The sequence below is a fragment of the Hymenobacter sp. B1770 genome, assembly GCF_049896385.1.
Taxonomy (GTDB): domain Bacteria; phylum Bacteroidota; class Bacteroidia; order Cytophagales; family Hymenobacteraceae; genus Hymenobacter.
Window position 1 is genome coordinate 59,463 of record NZ_JAFCUF010000013.1, and the last position, 19,314, is coordinate 78,776.

The window sequence follows — 19,314 nt, forward strand, 5'->3', positions numbered from 1 at the left end:
ATTACTACTGCGGTAGAGATGCTTTGGCTGCGCTCAACATGACCGTTCAGACATTTGCCAACTTTCCAAACAGCTTCATTATTAGGCTAATTTTACTTGCCTTATTACATTGTTAATTTCCTTGGTGCAGCTGCCGCACTTGTCTTGCAAGCTGCGAAGCGTAGTCTTGCCAATTTCTCAAGCCTCGCGGCACTCTTTGATGATAAAAAACCTACTTCATCTACTAGCAGCCAGTGCACTACTGGTTGTTTCCAGTCCCGAGTCCGCACAGGCTCAAAAAGCAAAACCGGCCGCGACGCTCGTCGCAATTTCCAGCACAGCAGCTGCCTCAGCACCACTGGCGGCACTGTTTGAGAAGTACTGGGACGAGCAGGCCCGGCTGTTCCCATTTGCGGCCACGGCCCAGGGCGACAACCGCTACAACGACCAACTGCCCAACGACCAGACCCGCGCCTTCCGGCAACAGCAGCAACGCTTTTACCAGCAGTACCTGACGTTGCTGCAGAAATTCAACCGCGGCAAGCTCTCTTCCGAAGACCAGGTGAGTTACGACGTGTTTCGCTACCAGCTGGAAACTGCCGTGGAGGGCCAGCAGCTGAAGCTAAACCGCTGGCTGATGCCTTTTGGGCAGACGGGCGGATTGCCGCAGGGCATGGCCCAATTCGGCTCGGGCATGGGCGCGCAGCCGTTCAAGACCGCCAAAGACTACGACAACTGGCTGAGCCGGGTGCACAGCTTCACGGCCTGGACCGACTCGGCCATTGCCAACTTCCGGCAGGGCATGGCACGCGGCGTGGTGCTGCCCAAAGTGCTGGTGGTGAAAATGATTCCGCAGTTGGAAGCCATGGTTGTCAGCGACCCTACCAAAAGCCTGTTTTACGGCCCCATTACCAAACTACCCGACACCCTCCCCGCAGCCGACAAAGCCCGGCTGACGAGTGCCTACCAGCAGGCCATCCTCACCGAGCTGGTACCGGCCTACCAAAAGCTGGGTGCTTTCCTTAAGAATGAGTACCTGCCTAAGGCCCGCACCACCTCCGGCTTTGGCGACCTGCCAAACGGCCCGGATGCTTATCGCTACGCCGTGAAGTATGCGACCACGACCAGTAAAACGCCCGAAGAAATATACCAGACCGGTCTTAGCGAGGTAAAACGCCTGCGCACAGAGTTGGAAGCCGTGAAAACCCAGGTCGGCTTCCAGGGCGACCTGCCGGCTTTCTTCGCCTACATGAAGAACGAGCCCAAGTTTCGGCCCTACAAAACGCCGCAGGAAGTGCTCGACGGCTTCGAGGCCATACACCAGCGCATGATGCCCAACCTCAAAAAGATGTTCGGCCGGGTGCCTAAAACCCCATTCGAAGTGCGCCAGACGGAGGCGTACCGCGCGGCTTCGGCCAGCGCCCAGTACGTGGCCGGCTCGCCGGATGGCAGCCGGGCAGGCGTTTTCTACGTGCCCATCCTCGACGCTACTCAATACAACGTCACCTCCCTGCCGCCGATGGAAGACGTGTTTTTGCACGAGGCCATTCCGGGGCACCACTATCAGATTTCGCTGCAAAATGAAAATACCGCCCTGCCTAAGTTTCGGCGTTTCGGCGGCTACAGCGCTTTCAGCGAAGGCTGGGCGCTGTACTGCGAATCGTTGGGCAAAGAGCTGGGGCTGTACACCGACCCGTACCAGTACGCCGGCTCTTTGGGCGGCGAAATCCACCGCGCCATCCGGCTGGTGGTCGACGTGGGTTTGCACGCCAAGGGCATGACCCGCGAAGAAGCTATCAAGTACATGATGGACAATGAGGTCATCAGCGAACAGCTGGCTACGGCTGAGATTGAACGCTACATGAGCAACCCCGGCCAGGCCCTGAGCTACAAAATTGGGCAACTCAAAATTCTGGAGATGCGCGCTCGCTACGAAAAGCAGCTGGGGAAGAAGTTCGACCTGCGCGCTTTTCACGACGAGCTGCTGGCCGGCGGCGGCATGCCCCTGGCCGTAGCCGAGCGCCGCATGGATGACTGGGCCGCCCGCCAACGGTAAGCACCCGCGTCGGCGCTTTATTTAGGCTAATCAATTGACGGTTTGACCAATATTTGATAATTTGTCAAGCTCCTCTTTTCCTGTTTTCCAACATGTTTCGAACATCTGTTCTAAGCTGCATTCTAGCCATCACATTTTGGGGAGAAGTAAAGGCGCAGATGGCCGCGACTACCGCCATTCCGCCACTCGACGTGGCCGCGGTTGATGCCGTAGTAGGCCGCACCCTTAAGGCCTTCAATGTGCCGGGCATGGCCGTAGCCGTGGTGAAGGATGGAAAAGTGGTGATGTCCAAGGGCTACGGCGTGAGCTCGCTGGCCACCAAGGCACCTGTGAATGAAAACACCCTTTTCGGTATTGCTTCTAATACGAAAGCCTTCACTGCCGCGGCGCTGGGGCTGCTGGTGGAAGACGGCAAGCTGCATTGGAACGACAAGGTGACGGACCACATCCCCGAGTTTAAGATGTACGACCCCTACGTGACGGCCGAGTTCACGGTGCGCGACCTGCTCACCCACCGCAGCGGCCTGGGCCTGGGCGCCGGCGACCTGATGTTCTTCCCGGATTCGACTGACTACACTGTCAAAGACGTCATTCACAACCTGCGCTACTTCAAGCCGGTGTCGTCGTTCCGGAGCAAATTTGATTACGACAACCTGCTCTACATCGTAGCTGGTGAGGTGGTGGCACGGGCAGCAGGCAAGCCCTGGGCCGAATTTGTGGAAAGCCGCCTGCTCAAACCCCTGGGCATGAGCCGCACCGCCACCCTCTACTCTCGCCTCACCGATCCCATCAATGTAATTGATGGCCATGGGCCAGTGGACGGTAAGGTGCAGGTTATCCGGCGCGATTTAGGGACCATAGGTGGCCCGGCTGGCGGCATGTACAGCAGCGTGGCCGACCTGAGCAAATGGGCCATGATGCTGGTGGGCGGGCCTGGTGCCCCGGCGTCCCTGTTTAAGCCCCAGACTCAGCAGGAAATGTGGTCACCCCAAACCATTCTGCCGGTGGGCCCGGTGCCGGAAGCATACTTGCCCTTCAGCTACAACACCCACTTTTCGGCCTATGGCCTGGGCTGGTTCCTGCGCGATGTGCGGGGCTATAAGGAGGTATCGCACACCGGTGGCGAAGTCGGCATGGTCACGAAGGTGACGCTGCTGCCGGAGCTGCACCTGGGCATTATCGTGCTCACTAACCAGGAAAGTGGCGCGGCCTTTACGGCGGTTTCCAACGCCATTGAGGACCACTACCTGGGCATGACCGGGCTCGACCGGGTAAAGCTCATGGCCGACCTCACCGCGGCCAGCCAGTCAGATGACAGCAAAACCACCGAGGCAGTGTGGAAGCAGGTGGCCGCAGCCACCAAAAAAGCGCAGAAACGGCCGAACTATAAGCCCTACGTAGGCCGCTACCACGACAATTGGCTCGGCGATGTGGACCTCTACATGCAGGGCAACCAGTTGTGGATGAAAGCAGTGCGGGCCCCACGCTTGGTGGGCCAGGTGTTGCCTTACCGTGGCAGCACCTTCGTGGTGCGGTGGAAGGCCCGCAGCCTCAACGCCGATGCTTTCGCCGCTTTCGCCCTCGACGAGATGGGTGAGGCCACCAGCATAAAGATGAAGCCCATTTCGTCGCTCGCCGACTTTAGCTACGACTTTCAGGACCTGGACTTGCAGCGGGTGAAGTAGTCGGTGCATGCGGAAACTCCAGCGTATTTTCGCCAACTTGGCCTCACAAATGGGGCCGGTGCATGGCCCGGCTAAATTTCCGGTATCCTGCATGATGAAATCGTTTTTTTTGCAGGCGCGGTTTGCAGTAGTTGCGGCGTTGCTGCTTCTGGGCACGCGCCCGACGGTGGCCCAAAGGCGCTTCGAGCTGGCCGATATCGCCAAAGCCGTGGGCGTGAGCGACCCGCAGCTTTCGCCCGATGGCAAAAGCATCCTAATAGCGGTATCGCGGGCCAATTTGGCCACTAATCGCAACGAGACCGAAATAGTGCTGGTGGACGTGGCCAGCGGCCGGCAGCGCGTGTTCGTAACCGGAAGGCCCACCGTGAAGCAGGCTCGCTGGTCGCCCACCGGCGAACAGGTTTCTTTTCTGGCCCGCACCGGCACGGGCAAGGAAGCCCACGTTCAGCTGTTTGTGCAGCCGTTGACGGCTGGCGAGCCCCGCCAACTCACTACGTCGGCCGAAAACGTGCAGCTCTACAGCTGGAAGCCCGACGGCACGACCCTGGCCTACTCGGCTGCCGACCCGCCCGCCAACGCAACTGAGCTGGCCCGCGGCAACGACAGCTTTGAGGTAGGCAACGGCAGCATGACTCTGACGGCGCCGCCCGCTCCCGACCACCTCTGGTTGGTGAATGCCGCGGGCGACCAGCCGGCCCGGCGCCTCACCAGCGGCCCGGGCAGCCTACCCGACGATTCTTCGGCCCCCTTTGCCTGGGCGCCTGATGGCCAGCGACTGGTATGCGTGCTGCGCCCCAGTGCCCAAACCGGCGACCAGGAAACCAGCGTTTACACTCTGGATGTGGCTACGGGCGCGCGCCAGCAAGTAGCCGGCCCCGCCCAACGCCTCGACCTGCCGGCCTTTTCGCCCGATGGCCGCTGGATTAGCTACCAAACGCCGCGCGAGTCGCCTTTTTTTGAGTCGCTGGGGTTTGACGTGATACCGACAGCCGGCGGCGGGGCCCCGCGGCACATTACCCAAGTTCTCGACCGCAACATTCAGCGGGCCCTTTGGAGCCTTGACAGCAAAAGCCTCTTTGTGGGCGGCAACGACGGAGCCAGCGTCTCGATTTGGCAGCTGGGGCTGAACGGCAGCCGCCGAAAGCTGAAACTAGGCTCCGTGTCGCCCAATGGCAGCTATTGGGTCGAGATGGCCGTGGGCCGTCGCAATGCCCTGGCCTTTACTGCTAACGAGCCCGGCCGACCCGCCGAACTGTACTACTTGTCCTCCCCCACCACCACCCCGCGCCGCCTTACCGACTTTAACCGCGAAACCGCTGCCCTGGCCCTGGGCCGCATGGAAGCCGTGGAGTGGACCAGCGACAACCTGCGCCCCAACGGCATTCTGACTTACCCGCCCGATTTTGACCCAGCCAGGAAATACCCGCTGGTGCTCATGATGCACGGTGGGCCGTCCAATTCTTCGCGGCTGGCGTTTTACGGGCTGGGCCAGGCCGTGGCAAGCCGGGGCTACGTGGTGTTTCAGCCCAACTACCGGGGCAGCGACAACCTGGGCTGTGCCTTCCAGCGGGCCATTCGGGAAGATGCTGGCGCCGGGCCGGGGCGCGACGTGCTGGCCGGCATTGCTATGCTGGAAAAGCGCGGTTGGGTTGATACCAGTCGCATTGCCATTTCGGGCGTGTCGTACGGAGGGTTTATGACGGCCTGGCTCATGGGCGAGCCGGGGCGACGGTGGCGGTGCGCAGTGGCGGCCGCCCCGGTCACCGACTTGCTGGACAGCTACAACCTCGGCGACAACAACGTGTCCAACGCGGGCCACTACGGCCCCTCGCCTTGGATGAGTGCCGAGAACCTGGAGCGCTACCGGGTGCAGTCGCCCTTGTCACGGGTCGACCGCTGGCGCACCCCTACTTTGATTCTGCACAACACTGGCGACTTTCGCGTGACCATATCCAACTCCTACAAAATGTATCACGCGCTCAAGGACCGGGGCGTGCCGGTGAGGTTCGTGGCATTTCCTATTTCCGCCCACACCCCCACCGACCCCGTTCGCCTGCAGGAATGGAATCGGTTGTGGGTGGGCTGGTTTGACCAATATTTGCAGCCCGAGGACGCAGCCACTGTCCCCGTGGGCAAATAAATCCAGGGCCCCGGCCCGCAAACTCACTTCCGTAAAACCATTTCAATTTCTATGAACTCATTTATTAAAACCACCGGCTTGCTGCTGGCGGGCCTGAGCTTAGCCGCTCCGCTGGCCGCTACGGCTCAAAAGAAGCCGGCCCCAGCCGCTCGAACCACCACAGCCGCCAATGCCCAGTCGGCCATTCGCGAAAGCGACATCAAGCGGGACTTGTATGCGCTGGGTGGCGACCACTATCGGGGCCGCGAGGGCGGCACCCTCGATGAGCTGAAAGCGTCCGTGTGGCTCGCCGACCAGATTCGTGCCATTGGCATGCAACCGGCCGGCGACGACGGCACCTACTTCCAGTGGTTTCATTTGCAGCGCACCCGCCTTACCAAAGCTAGCCGGCTCAGCATCGGCACGCGCCAGCTGAAGCCCAACCACGATGCCATGATTACGGCACCAGCCAATGCCAGCGTCTCGGCCCCGCTGGTGTATGTGGGTACCGGCACGCCGGCGGAAGTCGGGAAAGTGGACATCAAAGGCAAAGCGGTGGCCGTTCAGATTTCGGGCGCTCCTACGGACGGCATTAGCTATCGGCGCTACCTGTTTGGCAAGTTTAGCAGCCAGTCGGCCGAGCTGTTCAAGGCCGGCGCCGTGGCGGTGGTGTTTATTTCTGATGCGTCGGCCCAGGCCATCTACGACCACTGGAGCCACATTTACGAGCGGGGCCGCTACGGCCTGCCCGGCGATGCCAATACCAAAGTGGTGGACCAACCGCCCGTGGTGTGGCTGCCCAGCAGCGCCCTAAGCTGGGCGCAGCAGGCCGGCCAGCAGTTCACCGCCGACCTGAAAGTGGAAACCTTCCTTTACCCTTCGGTAAACATTGTGGCCAAAATGCCTGGCACCGATGCGCAATTGAAGAACGAGCACGTGCTGTTCAGCACGCACCAGGACCACGATGGCGTGCGGGCGCCCGTGGCCGGCGACTCTATCTACAACGGCGCCGACGACAACGCTACCGGCTGCGCGGCCCTGCTGGCCATCATGCGCGCTTTTAAGCAGCAGCCGGCCCGACGCTCTGCTTTGTTTGTGTACCACGGCGCCGAAGAGCGCGGCCTGTTGGGCTCCCGCTACTACTCGGCCAACCCTACGGTGCCGAAAGAATCCATTGTGGCCGTGCTGAACGCGGAAATGATGGGCCGCAACGCCCCCGACAGCGCCGCTTTGCTCGGGTCCATCCCGCCGCACCGCAACTCCTCCGACTTGGTGAATATGGCCCTGGCCGCCAACCAGGCCGGCCCCAAGTTTAAGCTGGACACCGAATGGGACAAAGCCACCCATCCCGAGGGCTGGTACTTCCGCTCCGACCACCTACCCTACGCCCGCCTGGGCATCCCAGCCGTGATGTATACCTCCCTGTTGCACGTGGACTACCACACGCCCCGCGACGAGCCCCGCACCATCGACTACCCCAAGCTGACGCGTATGACCAACTGGATGTACCTCACCGGCTGGGCTGTGGCCAACCGCACAGCGCCTCCCGCCCGTGAGCCCGGATTTAAGCTGGAGCGGTGAGTTGTAGTACTGAGCAAAAAGCACTTCCTGCAGCATACAGCAAAGCATCTGGCCCACTTTCTTGTTACACGTCTGTCATGCTGAGCTTGCGAAGCATCTTATAACGCTTGTACGAATCGTTGAGGCTTGATAAGATGCTTCGCAAGCTCAGCATGACAGACGATTGAGTTTAATACTGCAGTAAAGATGCTTCGCTACGTGCTGCATGACGGTTTGGGGTTAACAGTACCTGCTCACCACTGTTAACTACAGCTACTTACCCTACCCCTTCCTCTTCATGCGTCACATCACCGCTGCCGACATCAAAAACTTCGAGCGCATCTACCGCCTCAACCTCGTCAATGGTTTGCCGGGCTTTAAGCCCGCTAACCTCATCGGCACGGCTGCGCCGGATGGCGGCACCAACTTAGCAGTGTTTAGCTCAGCTTTGCACCTGGGCTCCGACCCGCCCCTGCTCGGCATTGTGACCCGGCCCACCACCGTGCCCCGCCACACCTACCACAACCTCAAAAGCAGCGGCTGCTACACCCTGAACCACGTGCCAATGGCCTTGGCGGCTCAGGCGCATTATACTTCCGCCGATTTTGCCCCGGAGCTTTCCGAGTTTGATGAATGTGGCTTCACTGCCGCCTATCGCGACGATTTTCCCGCGCCCTACGTGGCCGAAAGTCCCCTGAGCATTGGCCTGCGGCTGCTAGAAGAGCTGCCCATTTCCAACGGCACGGTGCTGTTGGTGGGCACCGTGGAGCATGTCTACCTCCGCGAAGATGGCCTCCGCGAAGACGGTACCCTGGATCTGGCCGTTCTGGGCAACGCCTGCATCTCGGGCCTCGACGGTTACCACGAAGTACAGTCGCCGGTGCGGTTTGGGTATGCCCGGCCGGGCAATTTCCCGGTGGCGCAGTAGTCCCGCTTCGCGCTTGATACAATAAAAAGCCCGCTCCCATACCAGGAGCGGGCTTTTTGCCATTAAAATCAGCGTCTATTACGGATACTGGGTTTCTATTTTCCGGCTCCGTTGGTCGGAATACCGCTGGTCAGCATGCGATGAATCCGGCGATTGCTGGTGAGTGGCATTGTCCTGGCCGTGTGGCGACTGGTCGGCGAAGGCGCTGGGGCGGCGGGATTGCCAGTCAGGACCTGAGGGCCCTTGTGAGGCCGGATTATCTCGGTACCAGGCCCGGTAAGTGCTGTCGCTCTTGCCTTTGCTATTGCTGCGGGCTTTCTTGTTTTTGCGCTTGCCCTTCTTGTCATTGCCGGCCATGGCGAGCGCCACGGCGGTAAGGGCAAGTCCGGCCACGGCCAAGCCCTTCACCCAGGGCTTCACCACGGGTGGGGGCACCGAACGTACACCGTCGGCATCGGCGATGGCAGGATGGTGGGCGTAGCGGCCCACTTTGGGGCGCGCCAGCTCATCGAAGCGGGGAATGAAGGCGGCCAGCTGGCGGCGCAGCTCTTCGCCGTGCATGGGAATGCCGTGGCCGGTGGCGGCCACCTCGGGCTCGAGCCGGGCCAGCAGTTCCATGGAGGTGCGAGCAGCGTCCCAGTCGGGCGTGAAGTAGGCGGGCGGCCCATGCACTTCCTGCTTTTGCGTGTAGGTGGCCGTGCCCGACTCGGCAAACACGGTGGTGAACGCATCGCCGGCCACCAGCACTTTGTCGTGCTCGCGGAAGAACGACACGTGCCCGAACGTGTGGCCGGGCGTGTGTACCCAGCGCCAGCCGGGCAGGCCGGGCACGCTGCCATCGGCTGGCAAGGCCTGCACACGCGTGCCGAAATCATAGGGGTGCTTGGGGTAGGCAAACGAGAGGTAGGCCATCATGCCGCCGCCCACGGTGGGGTCGGGTGGCGGGAAGCTCGACCGGCCGGTGAGGTAGGGCAGCTCCAGGGTGTGGGCATACACGGACACGTCGGGCCAAGCCGTGAGCAGGCCATCTAGGGCTCCTACGTGGTCGAAGTGTCCGTGGGTGAGCACTATGGCCGCGGGCGGGGTATTGGCCCCAAACAGCTCTTCGGCATGCTTCCTGATTTTGTCGGCCGAGCCAGGTAAGCCCGCGTCGATGAGTACCCAGGGGCCTTGCGGCTGGTCTTGCGAAAAGGCGTAGTACAGATTCGCAAACACATCGCGCAGCACACTCAGGCCCGGCACGACGGCATCAAATGCGGGCGTGGTGGCCCGGCTAGCTTCGTTAGAAAGCATAAGCGAAATTGGTTTTAAGTGAGTTGGTGTGGAAACGGATATGGCAGAAGATGGAGGTACTACGGTGGGAAGCGGGCGGGAGGTTGACCTTTTTTTTCGCACTGCTCAGGTTGCGCCTTGCCTACCGTTGGGCTTGCACCATACACAAAAAGCCCGCTACCGGGTAGGTAGCGGGCTTTTGTATGATTTCAAAAATTTAGCGTGGCTGCGATTTCGGCTGCTGCTTGTCGTTGTTGTTGCCAGTGCCATTTCTGTTATCGCCGATAGGAGCCAATTGGCCACTGGCCGACTGAGCAGAAGAGCTACTCCCACCGCCTGGGGCAGAATTTATCTGTTCGCGCACGGTGCCCTGCTCGATAGCAGCCGCCGAGCCAATGCCGCCTGGAGGAGGCGTCACCTGCTTATTATTGATGCTGTCGCGGTCCACATCAACCCGGCGCCAGCCGGGGGGGTTGTTGAAAGTGTAGGTCGATTGCGGGTCTTTGCCGGGGCTCCAGCTGTAATCGCAGGATGAAAGGGAGCCAGCTAGGGCCGTGCCCAGCAGCAAGGCCAGAGCAGAACGAGATGAGAGAGTCATGAAATAGTGCTTGGGATTAGGTTTTCAATGTACGGAAATCACGTACAGAAAGGTGCATTACCAGTGAGCTGGCTGCCGGTGCAATGGTCGTGGCAGCGCTACTTTAGTACCTCACTACCACCGCTGCCCCTGCTTATGTCCGAATCTGAACCCAACCAGCCTTCCGGCTTACGGCGCGTTTTGGGGGCCGTGGGCCGCGCAGCTCTGCTGCCCGTGCGCGGCGCAGGGTACCTTGTGCGGTCAGGCAAGGCACATCAGCACTTCTTTTTGCCGGTGCTAAACGGCGCGCTGGGCGACCAGCTGGCCGCTCGCTACGACCGCCGCGCCATCCGGATGAGCTTCCGCCGGGGCGGGCAGGACGTGGCCGTGGCCGACCTTCGCCTGAGCGAGCCCCAGCAAAAAACGGTGGTGTTTGTGCACGGCCTCATGGGCGATGAGCTCATCTGGCAAACCGGTTTTCAGGATGTACCCGGCTCCCGGCGCTACGGCCCGCGGCTGGCCGAGGAAGCCGGGCTGCGCGCCCTCTACATTCGCTTCAACTCGGGCCTGCACCTGTCAGAAAATGGCCGCGAGCTCAGCCGCCTCCTCTCCGAGCTGGTCGAAACCTACCCGCACGCCATTGGCGAGCTGGTGCTCGTGGGCCACAGCATGGGCGGGCTCATCATTCGTTCGGCTGGCTACTACGGGGCCCTCAGCCCCGGGGCCGACAACCAGCCGGCCGGTTCCGAAGACGCTCTTAACGACGAACTGCGGAAGAAAAACGAAGCCCTGCAAGTGGCGCAGGAAAACGAGGATACCATCGATAACGCCTCGGTTCTCCGCTCCCAATCGTCGGCCGATGCGGAGCCTGCGCCCTGGCTGGCGCACCTGCGTTCGGTTTTCTTGCTTGGCACCCCCAACGACGGCTCGTGGCTGGAGCAGAACTCGCACCTCACGGCTCGCCTTCTGAACCGCATCAACCTCTTTCCAACCCGGTTTCTGAGCAAGGCCCTCAACAAGCGCAGCAACGGCATCAAAGACCTACGCTACTCCATTCTGGTGGACGAGGACTGGCAGGATGCCCACGCCGACGACCTGACGCCGCCGCGCACGCCTGTGCCGCCGCTGCCCGGGGTACAATACCACATTTTGATGGGGGCCTGGCTGCGGGCCACGCGGCCATCGGCCTTCCGCGAGTACTTCGGCGATGGGCTGGTGGGCCAGGGCAGCGCCCGGGGCCACGCCACCTTCGGCGATGAAGCCGCCTTGCCCGCGGGCGTGAAGGTGCGCACGGCGGTGTTTAGCCAGCAGCACCACGGCGGGCTGCTCACGCACCCGGAGGTGTTTCAGTACCTAAAGCTCTGGATTTGAAGAATGCCGGCCTCGACTTTAAAAAAACAAGAAGGCCACAAACCGTAAGGAATGTGGCCTTCTTAATGCATTGAAACCTGGATTAGGTGGTGGTACCGGTCGTAGTACCCGAAGTGGTACCGGACGTAGTACCAGTCGTCGAGCCACTGGTCGTACCTGAAGTGGTGCCTGAGGTCGTACCCGAAGTGGTGCCCGAAGTCGTGCCCGAAGTCGTAGTACCCGAAGTCGTAGTACCCGAAGTCGTAGTACCCGAAGTGGTGCCCATGGTAGTGCTACCACTAGTGGTGCCCGAGGTAGAGCCCGAAGTGCTACCGTAGGTTGTCGACCCGGAAGTGGTGCCGCTGGTGGTGCCGCTGGTGGTGCCGCTGGTGCTACCCGAGGTAGTGCCGCTGGTGGTACCGGCATTTTCGGAAGCAGTGCAGGCGCTGAAGAGGGTGAGCGCCGAGCACATGATGGCACCGGTCAGCCCAAAAAGCCATTTGCGTTTCATAAAGAATGGAAAAAGTGAAAAAGAAGTATTTCTAGCCGTTAGCTCATAGGCTATACGAGCGTAGTCAGCGCGATTTACCCGCATTTTTATAGGGGTAAATACTTATTTATTATTAATCTTACTTGCTGGCGGGGGGTAACTCGCATTCGCACAGCACCTGGCGGACCGGAGTGGCCAGCTTGTAGTCTGGCAGCGACACTTCTTTCATATACACGACTGATAAGTGGCGGAGCGGGGGGTGCCCCGGCGTTTCGTGCCAGATGCGCAGTAGGTAATTGCAGTAGAAGGGCCGCATCCAGGAGTTACTGACAAACAGGTAGTTTTCGGAATACTTCCGCCACCGGTCGTTTTTGAACAAGGCCACCACCGAGGGTGGCTTGGCGTAGCTAAGGGGGGCACCCCGGCGATTTAGGTCGAGTTGGCGGCCGTCGGCGGCGGTGCCTTCCAGAATGTACCAGCCATCGTCCTTGAACACCGTTGGGGCAAACATGCCCCAGTGCTGGTCTACGCGCAGCAGGAAACCGAACCAGCGCACTGGCTGGGGCATAATGCCTCCGGCTGGGCGCAGCACCGCCACATCGTCGAGGTTCCACCAGCACACATAGGCCAGCACCACTGCCACAAACGCCTCCCGAACAGTCCGCACCCGCTGTCGGCCAGCGGCCGACAGCGGGTGCGTGCGTTCCAGGCGTAAGCGCCACGGCAGCGACCAGGAGGACTGCCGAAACCGCCACCTGCCAATCCGCGCAGCCAAGGGACCCAAGCGGTGGGCAAGCCAGTCGACTACCCCCGCTGGCAGCAGCCCCAGGATGGAAGCTAGGTTCACCAGGAAGAAAATCCCGACGAAGAGAGTAACGCTGATGGTGAGGTGAAACCCCACCAGCACGCCTACCACCAGCATGCGCCACCAAGGCACACCCACGGGAATGAAGAGCGCAAATGGCAGCAGCAGCTCAGTATAGTAAGCCCCGAAGGTAAGAAAGCGCAGCAGCTCCGGGTAAGGATAGAGCCACCGCCCAACGGGCAGCAGCACCTGGTCGAGGCTGAAAGCATAGTAAAGCGCCGTACCGGTTTGGGTCCACTCGGCGCCGCTTTTGAGCAGGGCCGTGCACCAGTACAGCAGGGCCAGCTGCACGATGTAGGCCACAGTGGCCGCACTAAAATAGTCGTAGCGGGAGGGGGCCGGCTGGGTCCGCCCATCCAACGACCACACCCGACCCCAGGGCAGAAAAATTCCCCAGAACAACAGCATCCGCAGCAAGTCGTCGCCGCCCTGCCCAATGAAGGGGTTACGGTTTTGCAATGACACCAGCAGCAGCCACGTCCCCACCGTGGCCACCCGGGTGTGGTAGCCCAGGAGTAGGGCCCCGCCCAATGCAGCTGCTACTATAAACAACAGGGCCTGCACCTGCCACAGGCCGCTGGCTGCATGCAACGAAAACTGATAAGCCGTCCAACCATAGCTGTGGAGCGCGCTTAAGGGCAGCACCCCCATGTTGGAATAATGGGCCTCGAGGTCGGTGCTGCGAATCGTCAAATCGGTGAGCAGCACGGCGGCCGTGGCCATTCGCAACAGCGCCAGCGCACGTAAATCGAGCACGAAGGGGCGGCGCAACACTCCCCAAAAGCCAGTACTATTGTTGGGCATAAAAAGTATTACGTGCAGAGCCGGAAACGGCCCAAATTCAACAAGGCGAAAAGGGGGCCAAATGAATGACCCACTTTTCGCCTTGCGAAAGTAGAGAACCGGAAGAGTGACTAGCGGGTAGTTGAGCCACCGCCAGTGCTGCCGCTGGTACTCATGCCGCCGGTGCTGCCGCTAGTGCTGCCGCTAGTGCTGCCGCTAGTGCTGCCGCTAGTGCTGCCGCTAGTGCTGCCGCTAGTGCTCATACCACCGGTGCTGCCCGAGCCAGAAGTGCTCATGCCACCGGTGCTGCCGCTGGTTGAGCCACCGCCCATCGAGCCGCTGGTAGAGCCAGTACCACTGGTGGAGCCACTGGTAGAAGTGCCATAGCCACTGGTAGAACCGCCGCCACTGGTAGAGGCTCCGCTGGTAGAGCCGCTCATGGAGCCCGCCCCGCTGGTAGAGCCGCTGCCACCGGCCGTGCCGCTACCCGTCATGCCGCCCCCTCCTGCAGTACCGGTGCCGCTGCTAGAGCCGCCCATGTTGCCGGAAGCATCCATACCAGAGCCGGTGCCCATGCTGTCGGAGCTCATGGTCGACCCAGTGCCCGAAGTACCGGATTCGCCTACGGTGTTATCGGTCTTGCTTTGGCAAGAACCCAGCAGCCCGGTGCCCAGCACAACTGCTGCTAAGAATACGGAAGGTTTTTTAGTGAACATCATCGTGGAAAGGTTAGTTGGTTTGCTAAGCTATACGTCCATTCATAAATGGGTAACGACCGGAAAACCCGTATTTTTTTCGGATAACTACGTAGAAAGCAAGCCCTCATGGCCAACTGAGTTTTCGCACTTTGCACCAAATTCAATTAGCCGTACGTAACCATGGGCACAATGGCCCAACCCAGCACTTCGCGTTAAGGGCTGCATTGACGCCTATTATTCTTCTTTCCCATGCCCCAACCTGGCCCCGACACCATCCTCTTCGACGGGGTGTGCAACCTCTGCAACGGATTTGTGCAATTTGTCATTCGCCACGACCCTCAGGGGCACTTCCGCTTTGCGGCCCTCCAAAGCCCGGCCGCACAAGAGCTCCTGACGCGCCACGGCCTGGTTTCCACCAACCTGCCCAGCGAGCCCGAATCGGTGATGCTGCTGAGTGGGGGCCAGCTCTACTCCCACTCCACGGCGGTGCTGCGCATTGCCCACGCCATGGGCGGCGCCTGGCGGGTAGCCGGTCTGGGCTGGGTATTGCCCCGTTCCTGGCGCGACGCCCTTTACCGCTACGTGGCCCGAAACCGCTACCGATGGTTTGGGCGCGAAGAGAGCTGCATGCTGCCAACGCCGGCCCTCAAGGCACGCTTTCTGTAAGACTTTTTCTTCTGAGGCAGGCCACTATTCCCATGAACGGAGAATGGGACAGGAGAAATAAGCCTGCGCCCGTCCCGTACTCTTACCGTGTGGCCTCGCTAGGCCCTCGCGGCACGAACCCAGCTGTTTATTTCCTTTTCAGCGCCGCTTCATAAACCCGCAGTCCTAGGTCGCGCATAAAGGGAAAGCCGATGAGGTCGTACTCATACTTATCGTCGTTCAGCACGCCATCGGCATTGACGTAAAGCACGACGCTGAGCAAAAACTCTACGCCTTTGTCGGCGTCGACAATGCAAGCGTTATCGATGAGGAATCCATATGCCTGCCCCAACTTATTGAAGACGCGTACTCCCGGCGGCAAAGGCGAAAGCCCACCCCCACCCAGTAGAAATTTAGCATATGTATCGGGGTAGCTAGCGGGGTCATAACGCGGCTGCTGGCTTTCGCGGGGTAGCTGCGACAGTGCTTCCCGCAGCAGGGCGTAGTCGGAGGGGGCCAGGCACAGCCGCTGGGCCGGGGGCAGGGTTTCCGGAAACAGCACCGCCCGCAGCAGCCGCTGCAGGTCGGGCAAGGAGAAAGCATTTTTTTGGCTGAAATCCAACGGCTCCTCTACCCGCAGCGCTCCCTGCAGGTAAGCCCGGCCAATTTTTTGGGTTCGGAGCTTCGGCCGGGGCCAGGGGCCGGCGTAGTAAGCCGCGGGCTGCTGGTAGAGCAGCTGAGTAGCCGCCGTATCGGCATAGAAAGCCACGGGATTGGTGTGGCGGCTGCCCGGCTCCTGGTCGCCCACCGAGAGGCGGTGCAGTAGCCTACTGTGGCGCAAGCCCAATCGGGCAAGGCCCGCGTTCAGCTCTGCGGGCCCCACAAACTCATAGAGGCGATTAAAGGCATCGTTGTCGCTTACCAACAATGCCTTGCACACGTAGTGCGCCACGCTGGGCCGCCCATTGCCCGCCGAAGTGTCGCGCCGCACACGCGTTTGGCCGGCAAAGGCCGAGTCCGTCAGCATCACCGACTCGGGAGTCAGGCCGGAAATGGTTGCACTGAGGACCCGCAGCTTTTCCAGCGCTAGCGCGGCAGCGGCCAGTTTCACGGTGCTGGCGGGATAAAAATAAGTGCGCGGACGGAGGCGGTAGTAGTAGCTCCGGAAGTGCGGCTGGCCTGCCTTGTCGCGCCGAATGCGGGTGTACAGAATCTGTAAGCGGTAAATGTCGGGCCGGGCCAGCACGCGGCTCAGGCCCGTAGTATCCCGGCGCAACAGTTCGCTAAGCGGATTGCTGACCAGTTGGGCACGAGCAATTCCGGCGCTCACCAGTACTTGCCCCGCTGCCATGAGCAGGATGCCTGCTAGTCGCTGAAAAAGAAACATTCGGCAAAATAAAGAATCAATTAATACCTATTTTAGTACTATTTACCAACTTTATTTAGTCTACTTGCTTATAATACTCGGCATTACCTTCTTACCCTTTGACTAATGAAAACAATTTTCCACTCTTTGGTGGCCACCGTAGCGGCCTGCTGGCTAGCTGCTGCCCCAGCCCAGGGCCAGACCTTTTCCAACAGCAACCTCGACACCTGGGCCACGCGCACTACCTCCGTGATTCCGGGGGTGGATGCTCCCACCAACTGGCAGACCACCGACGACCTGGTCAGTGTTATCGTTGAGCAGCGGCTGCCCTCTAGTACTGGCACCGTCACCAAAGCCAGCACCCCTCGGAGCGGCCCCTTTGCGGCCCAGCTGCAAACAAGAAATGTTGGCACCGGCCGTGTCCCCGGCTTCCTTATTTTAGGAACAAATCTGAACGGGGGCAACGACTTGCCGGGCGGCATGCCCTTTACGGCCCGCCCCACCAGCCTGCAGTTCTACTACCAGCTCAGTGGGCCGCAAGCCCTTGCCGACTCGGCGGGCGTGCTGGTGCAGCTCACACGCACCGTCAACGGCAGCTCCGTAGTGGTAGCGCAGGCGGCATATTTGATTCCTGCACTGGCTACTACCTATACCTTGGCCACGGTTCCTCTCACTTACCGTTCGGCCCTGGCGCCCGACTCCGTGAGCATGGTGTTGAGCTCGGGCTTCGCCGATAACATCACGAACGGCACCACTCTGCTTGTCGACGACATTGCCTTCGTTGGCGGCACGGTCACGGCCACGCGCGACGCCGCACTCGCTGCCACCATTAGCGTATTTCCCAACCCCAGCCCCAACGGCCGTTACGTGCTCAACGCCAGCGAGCCGGCCCTGCTGGCCGCTCCCCTCACCGTACTCGACGCCACGGGCCGCGTGGTGCGACGCGAGCCCTCGCCGGGTGCTGGCACCACGCGCACCCTCGATTTAAGCGAGTTGGCAAAAGGGGTATACACCGTTCAGCTGGCCACTGCCAAAGGCCTGATTGCAAAAAGAATAGTGGTGCAATAGCGCATCTTATTTCTTCGGGAGCTAGCAAGAAGCCTCGGGTTATTCTGCCGTCAGTAGCTTTTTGAGCAAGGCAATCTGCCCCAGGTGGTAGTGCGTATGCTCCACAATCCCGTGCAGGTTGCGGTAGAAGTTCCCGTATTTCTCGTCCGCCATGGTTTCCCACAGTCGGTGTTCGGGCAGCTGCTCAATCAGGTAGGCAAAGGCCCGGGCATCGGCCCAGATTTTCTCCAGCAGCTGCTCCCAGTCGGCTTGCGAATTGATGGGCGGATGAGCAAAGCTGTACTTATCGTGAGCCGTGAGCGGTTCGCCCCGCAGCACGCCCAAGCAAGCGCTGATGTAGTAATTGATGTGGTATACCAAGGCCGCAATGCTGTTGCAGGAAGCCACCCGGGCAGTTGCCTGCTGCCACGTAAGGCCCGCCAGCTGCTCCTGCAGGTTCGACACGGTCCAGTTGCCGCCAAAGTGAACTTCTCGCACTTGCTGAGCAATTTGAGCGGGCAAATTCATGGGGCAGGCCTTCAATGTGTGCGATGGGAGAGGACGCAATGTATTGAACTGCTGGCGAATGTGCTGGGCCTTCAACAGAACAATTTCCCAGGCTTGCTCTCTGCTGTTCCCCGGCTGGCGCGCGTATCCGACGCGCGGCACGCTGGCGAAGCTTACCTACCGCCGTTGCGCGTAGTTGTACAACTCAATGGCCTGCCGCCGGTGCTCGGCGGGCTTGTCTTTCAACACCAACGGCACCACCAGCAAGGGCACACTGGCCCCGAGCATGCCCAGGGTAAGGTCGCCGTTTGACTGGCCGCCGCCCAAGCGGGTGACGCCGCCCAAGTGTCCAATGGTCCGCACCAGCCCACCTAGCAGCAGGCCCACGCCCAGCACGGTGCTGGCGGTGTTGGCTACTTCGTAGCGGTGGGCGCGGGCTTCCATGGTCAGGGCACCCGGGCTGTCGCTGATGGCCCGCCGCAGGTTGCCGTGGCTGAGGGGATACACCAAGCCGTCGTCTTTGGCAAAATACACGGGGCCCGGAGACGGTGTGGCCGCCGAGGATGCCGCTGCCAACGGATTGCCCAGCGCCAGCAGCGCCGAGCCCATGGCCAGCCGCCGGTACAGCGAGGTTCGGGGCTCGTACACGCTCAGGCGGCCCGGCAGCACCCGGCGCAGGGTTGCCTCGCGGAAGTCGCCCCGCGGCCGGGCACGGCGGAAATAACCCGTTTCGTCCTCATAAAATCTCACCTCCGTCAGGGCCAGGCGGCGCTGTCCGTCCACCAGCAAATACGAGCGGCCCAGCAGGGGGTAGTGCGCCGCTACGTCGGTGGCACCGAGCACTGGCCCGGTTTTCAGCCCCACCCAAAAGCGGCTGGCCGGGCCTGATGTCGCTGGCACCTCCAAGCCGGCGTGGCCGTCGGCCGACGCCGGCCGGCCAGCCGGGTCAGTGGCCGCTGGTACTGGGGCTGCCCCTGGCGCCCCGCCCAGCTGCCGAGGTGCCTCGTTGCCGGCTTGGGCGTGCGCCCACGAGCCGCTCAGGCCAGCTGTCAACAGCAAAACAATACAGGGGAGCTTCATAAAGTTGAAAAGTAACTAGTTACCAGTTCTGGCGCCGTGGCGCTACCGTCAGGCAAGATAGTACGGGGTTGCGCGCCGGGAGCAGCCCCAGTGGGCGCGCGTCTGCGACGCGCTGCCAACTAGGCGCCGGGTTGGTTAAAGCACGGCCGCTCAATAGTTCACGAAACTCATGTCCATGCGCGTTTTCTGAACTTAGATTTCGTGAACCAGTTTTTTGAACTTAAACTGGGGCGTAGGGCAGATTCGCACGGTTGAAAAGTGCTACTTGTATGCGTTCACTGAAAGGAGCGTTCATATGACCAGTTCC

16 protein-coding genes are annotated in these 19,314 nt (G+C 60.9%); 8 read left to right on the top strand and 8 right to left on the bottom strand.

Annotated elements, in window-relative coordinates; translation table 11 throughout:
* Positions 1 to 199: 199 nt before the first annotated feature.
* The 5 genes from ACP7AJ_RS19585 to ACP7AJ_RS19605 all read left to right on the top strand — a co-directional run bounded on the left by ACP7AJ_RS19585 (position 200) and on the right by ACP7AJ_RS19605 (position 8,327).
* Positions 200 to 2,035, top strand: coding sequence for a DUF885 domain-containing protein (locus ACP7AJ_RS19585; protein WP_426061893.1), 1,836 nt, complete (start codon positions 200 to 202; stop codon positions 2,033 to 2,035).
* Between the two features lie 92 nt (positions 2,036 to 2,127).
* A complete protein-coding gene (locus ACP7AJ_RS19590; protein ID WP_426061894.1) occupies positions 2,128 to 3,720 on the top strand; it encodes a serine hydrolase in 1,593 nt (530 codons plus the stop codon).
* A 91-nt stretch (positions 3,721 to 3,811) separates the two neighbouring features.
* On the top strand, positions 3,812 to 5,860 hold the full coding sequence (locus ACP7AJ_RS19595; RefSeq protein WP_426061895.1) for a prolyl oligopeptidase family serine peptidase: 2,049 nt from the start codon (positions 3,812 to 3,814) through the stop codon (positions 5,858 to 5,860).
* A gap of 51 nt (positions 5,861 to 5,911) precedes the next feature.
* The gene (locus tag ACP7AJ_RS19600; RefSeq protein WP_426061896.1) at positions 5,912 to 7,420 is read left to right on the top strand and encodes a M28 family peptidase; all 1,509 of its coding nucleotides are present in this window, start codon (positions 5,912 to 5,914) and stop codon (positions 7,418 to 7,420) included.
* Positions 7,421 to 7,697: 277 nt separating this feature from the next.
* Positions 7,698 to 8,327: a flavin reductase family protein gene (locus tag ACP7AJ_RS19605; protein ID WP_426061897.1), complete on the top strand. Its 630-nt coding sequence runs from the start codon at positions 7,698 to 7,700 to the stop codon at positions 8,325 to 8,327.
* A 78-nt stretch (positions 8,328 to 8,405) separates the two neighbouring features.
* On the opposite strand, the gene ACP7AJ_RS19610 is transcribed toward ACP7AJ_RS19605, so the two are convergent.
* Together ACP7AJ_RS19610 and ACP7AJ_RS19615 are read right to left on the bottom strand one after the other, a co-directional pair.
* Positions 8,406 to 9,620, bottom strand: coding sequence for an MBL fold metallo-hydrolase (locus ACP7AJ_RS19610; RefSeq protein ID WP_426061898.1), 1,215 nt, complete (start codon positions 9,618 to 9,620; stop codon positions 8,406 to 8,408).
* Between the two features lie 196 nt (positions 9,621 to 9,816).
* The gene (locus ACP7AJ_RS19615) at positions 9,817 to 10,197 is read right to left on the bottom strand and encodes a hypothetical protein (protein ID WP_426061899.1); all 381 of its coding nucleotides are present in this window, start codon (positions 10,195 to 10,197) and stop codon (positions 9,817 to 9,819) included.
* A gap of 135 nt (positions 10,198 to 10,332) precedes the next feature.
* Between ACP7AJ_RS19615 and ACP7AJ_RS19620 the strand changes: the two genes are divergently transcribed.
* Positions 10,333 to 11,547 carry an esterase/lipase family protein gene (locus ACP7AJ_RS19620; protein WP_426061900.1) on the top strand — a complete coding sequence of 405 codons (1,215 nt, stop codon included), beginning with the start codon at positions 10,333 to 10,335 and terminating at the stop codon, positions 11,545 to 11,547.
* An 82-nt stretch (positions 11,548 to 11,629) separates the two neighbouring features.
* On the opposite strand, the gene ACP7AJ_RS19625 is transcribed toward ACP7AJ_RS19620, so the two are convergent.
* The 3 genes from ACP7AJ_RS19625 to ACP7AJ_RS19635 all read right to left on the bottom strand — a co-directional run bounded on the left by ACP7AJ_RS19625 (position 11,630) and on the right by ACP7AJ_RS19635 (position 14,383).
* Positions 11,630 to 12,037, bottom strand: coding sequence for a hypothetical protein (locus ACP7AJ_RS19625; RefSeq protein WP_426061901.1), 408 nt, complete (start codon positions 12,035 to 12,037; stop codon positions 11,630 to 11,632).
* Positions 12,038 to 12,155: 118 nt separating this feature from the next.
* Positions 12,156 to 13,685 carry a hypothetical protein gene (locus ACP7AJ_RS19630; protein WP_426061902.1) on the bottom strand — a complete coding sequence of 510 codons (1,530 nt, stop codon included), beginning with the start codon at positions 13,683 to 13,685 and terminating at the stop codon, positions 12,156 to 12,158.
* Between the two features lie 110 nt (positions 13,686 to 13,795).
* A complete protein-coding gene (locus tag ACP7AJ_RS19635) occupies positions 13,796 to 14,383 on the bottom strand; it encodes a hypothetical protein (RefSeq protein WP_426061903.1) in 588 nt (195 codons plus the stop codon).
* Between the two features lie 228 nt (positions 14,384 to 14,611).
* Here ACP7AJ_RS19635 and ACP7AJ_RS19640 point away from each other — a divergent pair, with 228 nt between their 5' ends.
* Positions 14,612 to 15,028, top strand: a complete 417-nt coding sequence (locus ACP7AJ_RS19640) for a thiol-disulfide oxidoreductase DCC family protein (protein WP_426061904.1) — start codon at positions 14,612 to 14,614, stop codon at positions 15,026 to 15,028.
* Between the two features lie 127 nt (positions 15,029 to 15,155).
* Here ACP7AJ_RS19640 and ACP7AJ_RS19645 read toward each other — a convergent pair whose 3' ends face one another.
* Entirely contained in the window at positions 15,156 to 16,394 is a 1,239-nt protein-coding gene (locus ACP7AJ_RS19645) for a serine hydrolase (protein ID WP_426061905.1), read from the bottom strand.
* 105 nt (positions 16,395 to 16,499) lie between these two features.
* Between ACP7AJ_RS19645 and ACP7AJ_RS19650 the strand changes: the two genes are divergently transcribed.
* Entirely contained in the window at positions 16,500 to 17,441 is a 942-nt protein-coding gene (locus ACP7AJ_RS19650; RefSeq protein WP_426061906.1) for a T9SS type A sorting domain-containing protein, read from the top strand.
* Positions 17,442 to 17,480: 39 nt separating this feature from the next.
* Here ACP7AJ_RS19650 and ACP7AJ_RS19655 read toward each other — a convergent pair whose 3' ends face one another.
* Together ACP7AJ_RS19655 and ACP7AJ_RS19660 are read right to left on the bottom strand one after the other, a co-directional pair.
* Complete coding sequence (locus tag ACP7AJ_RS19655; protein ID WP_426061907.1) at positions 17,481 to 17,948, bottom strand: DinB family protein; 468 nt, start codon at positions 17,946 to 17,948, stop codon at positions 17,481 to 17,483.
* Between the two features lie 156 nt (positions 17,949 to 18,104).
* The gene (locus tag ACP7AJ_RS19660) at positions 18,105 to 19,007 is read right to left on the bottom strand and encodes a hypothetical protein (RefSeq protein ID WP_426061908.1); all 903 of its coding nucleotides are present in this window, start codon (positions 19,005 to 19,007) and stop codon (positions 18,105 to 18,107) included.
* Positions 19,008 to 19,314: the final 307 nt, after the last annotated feature.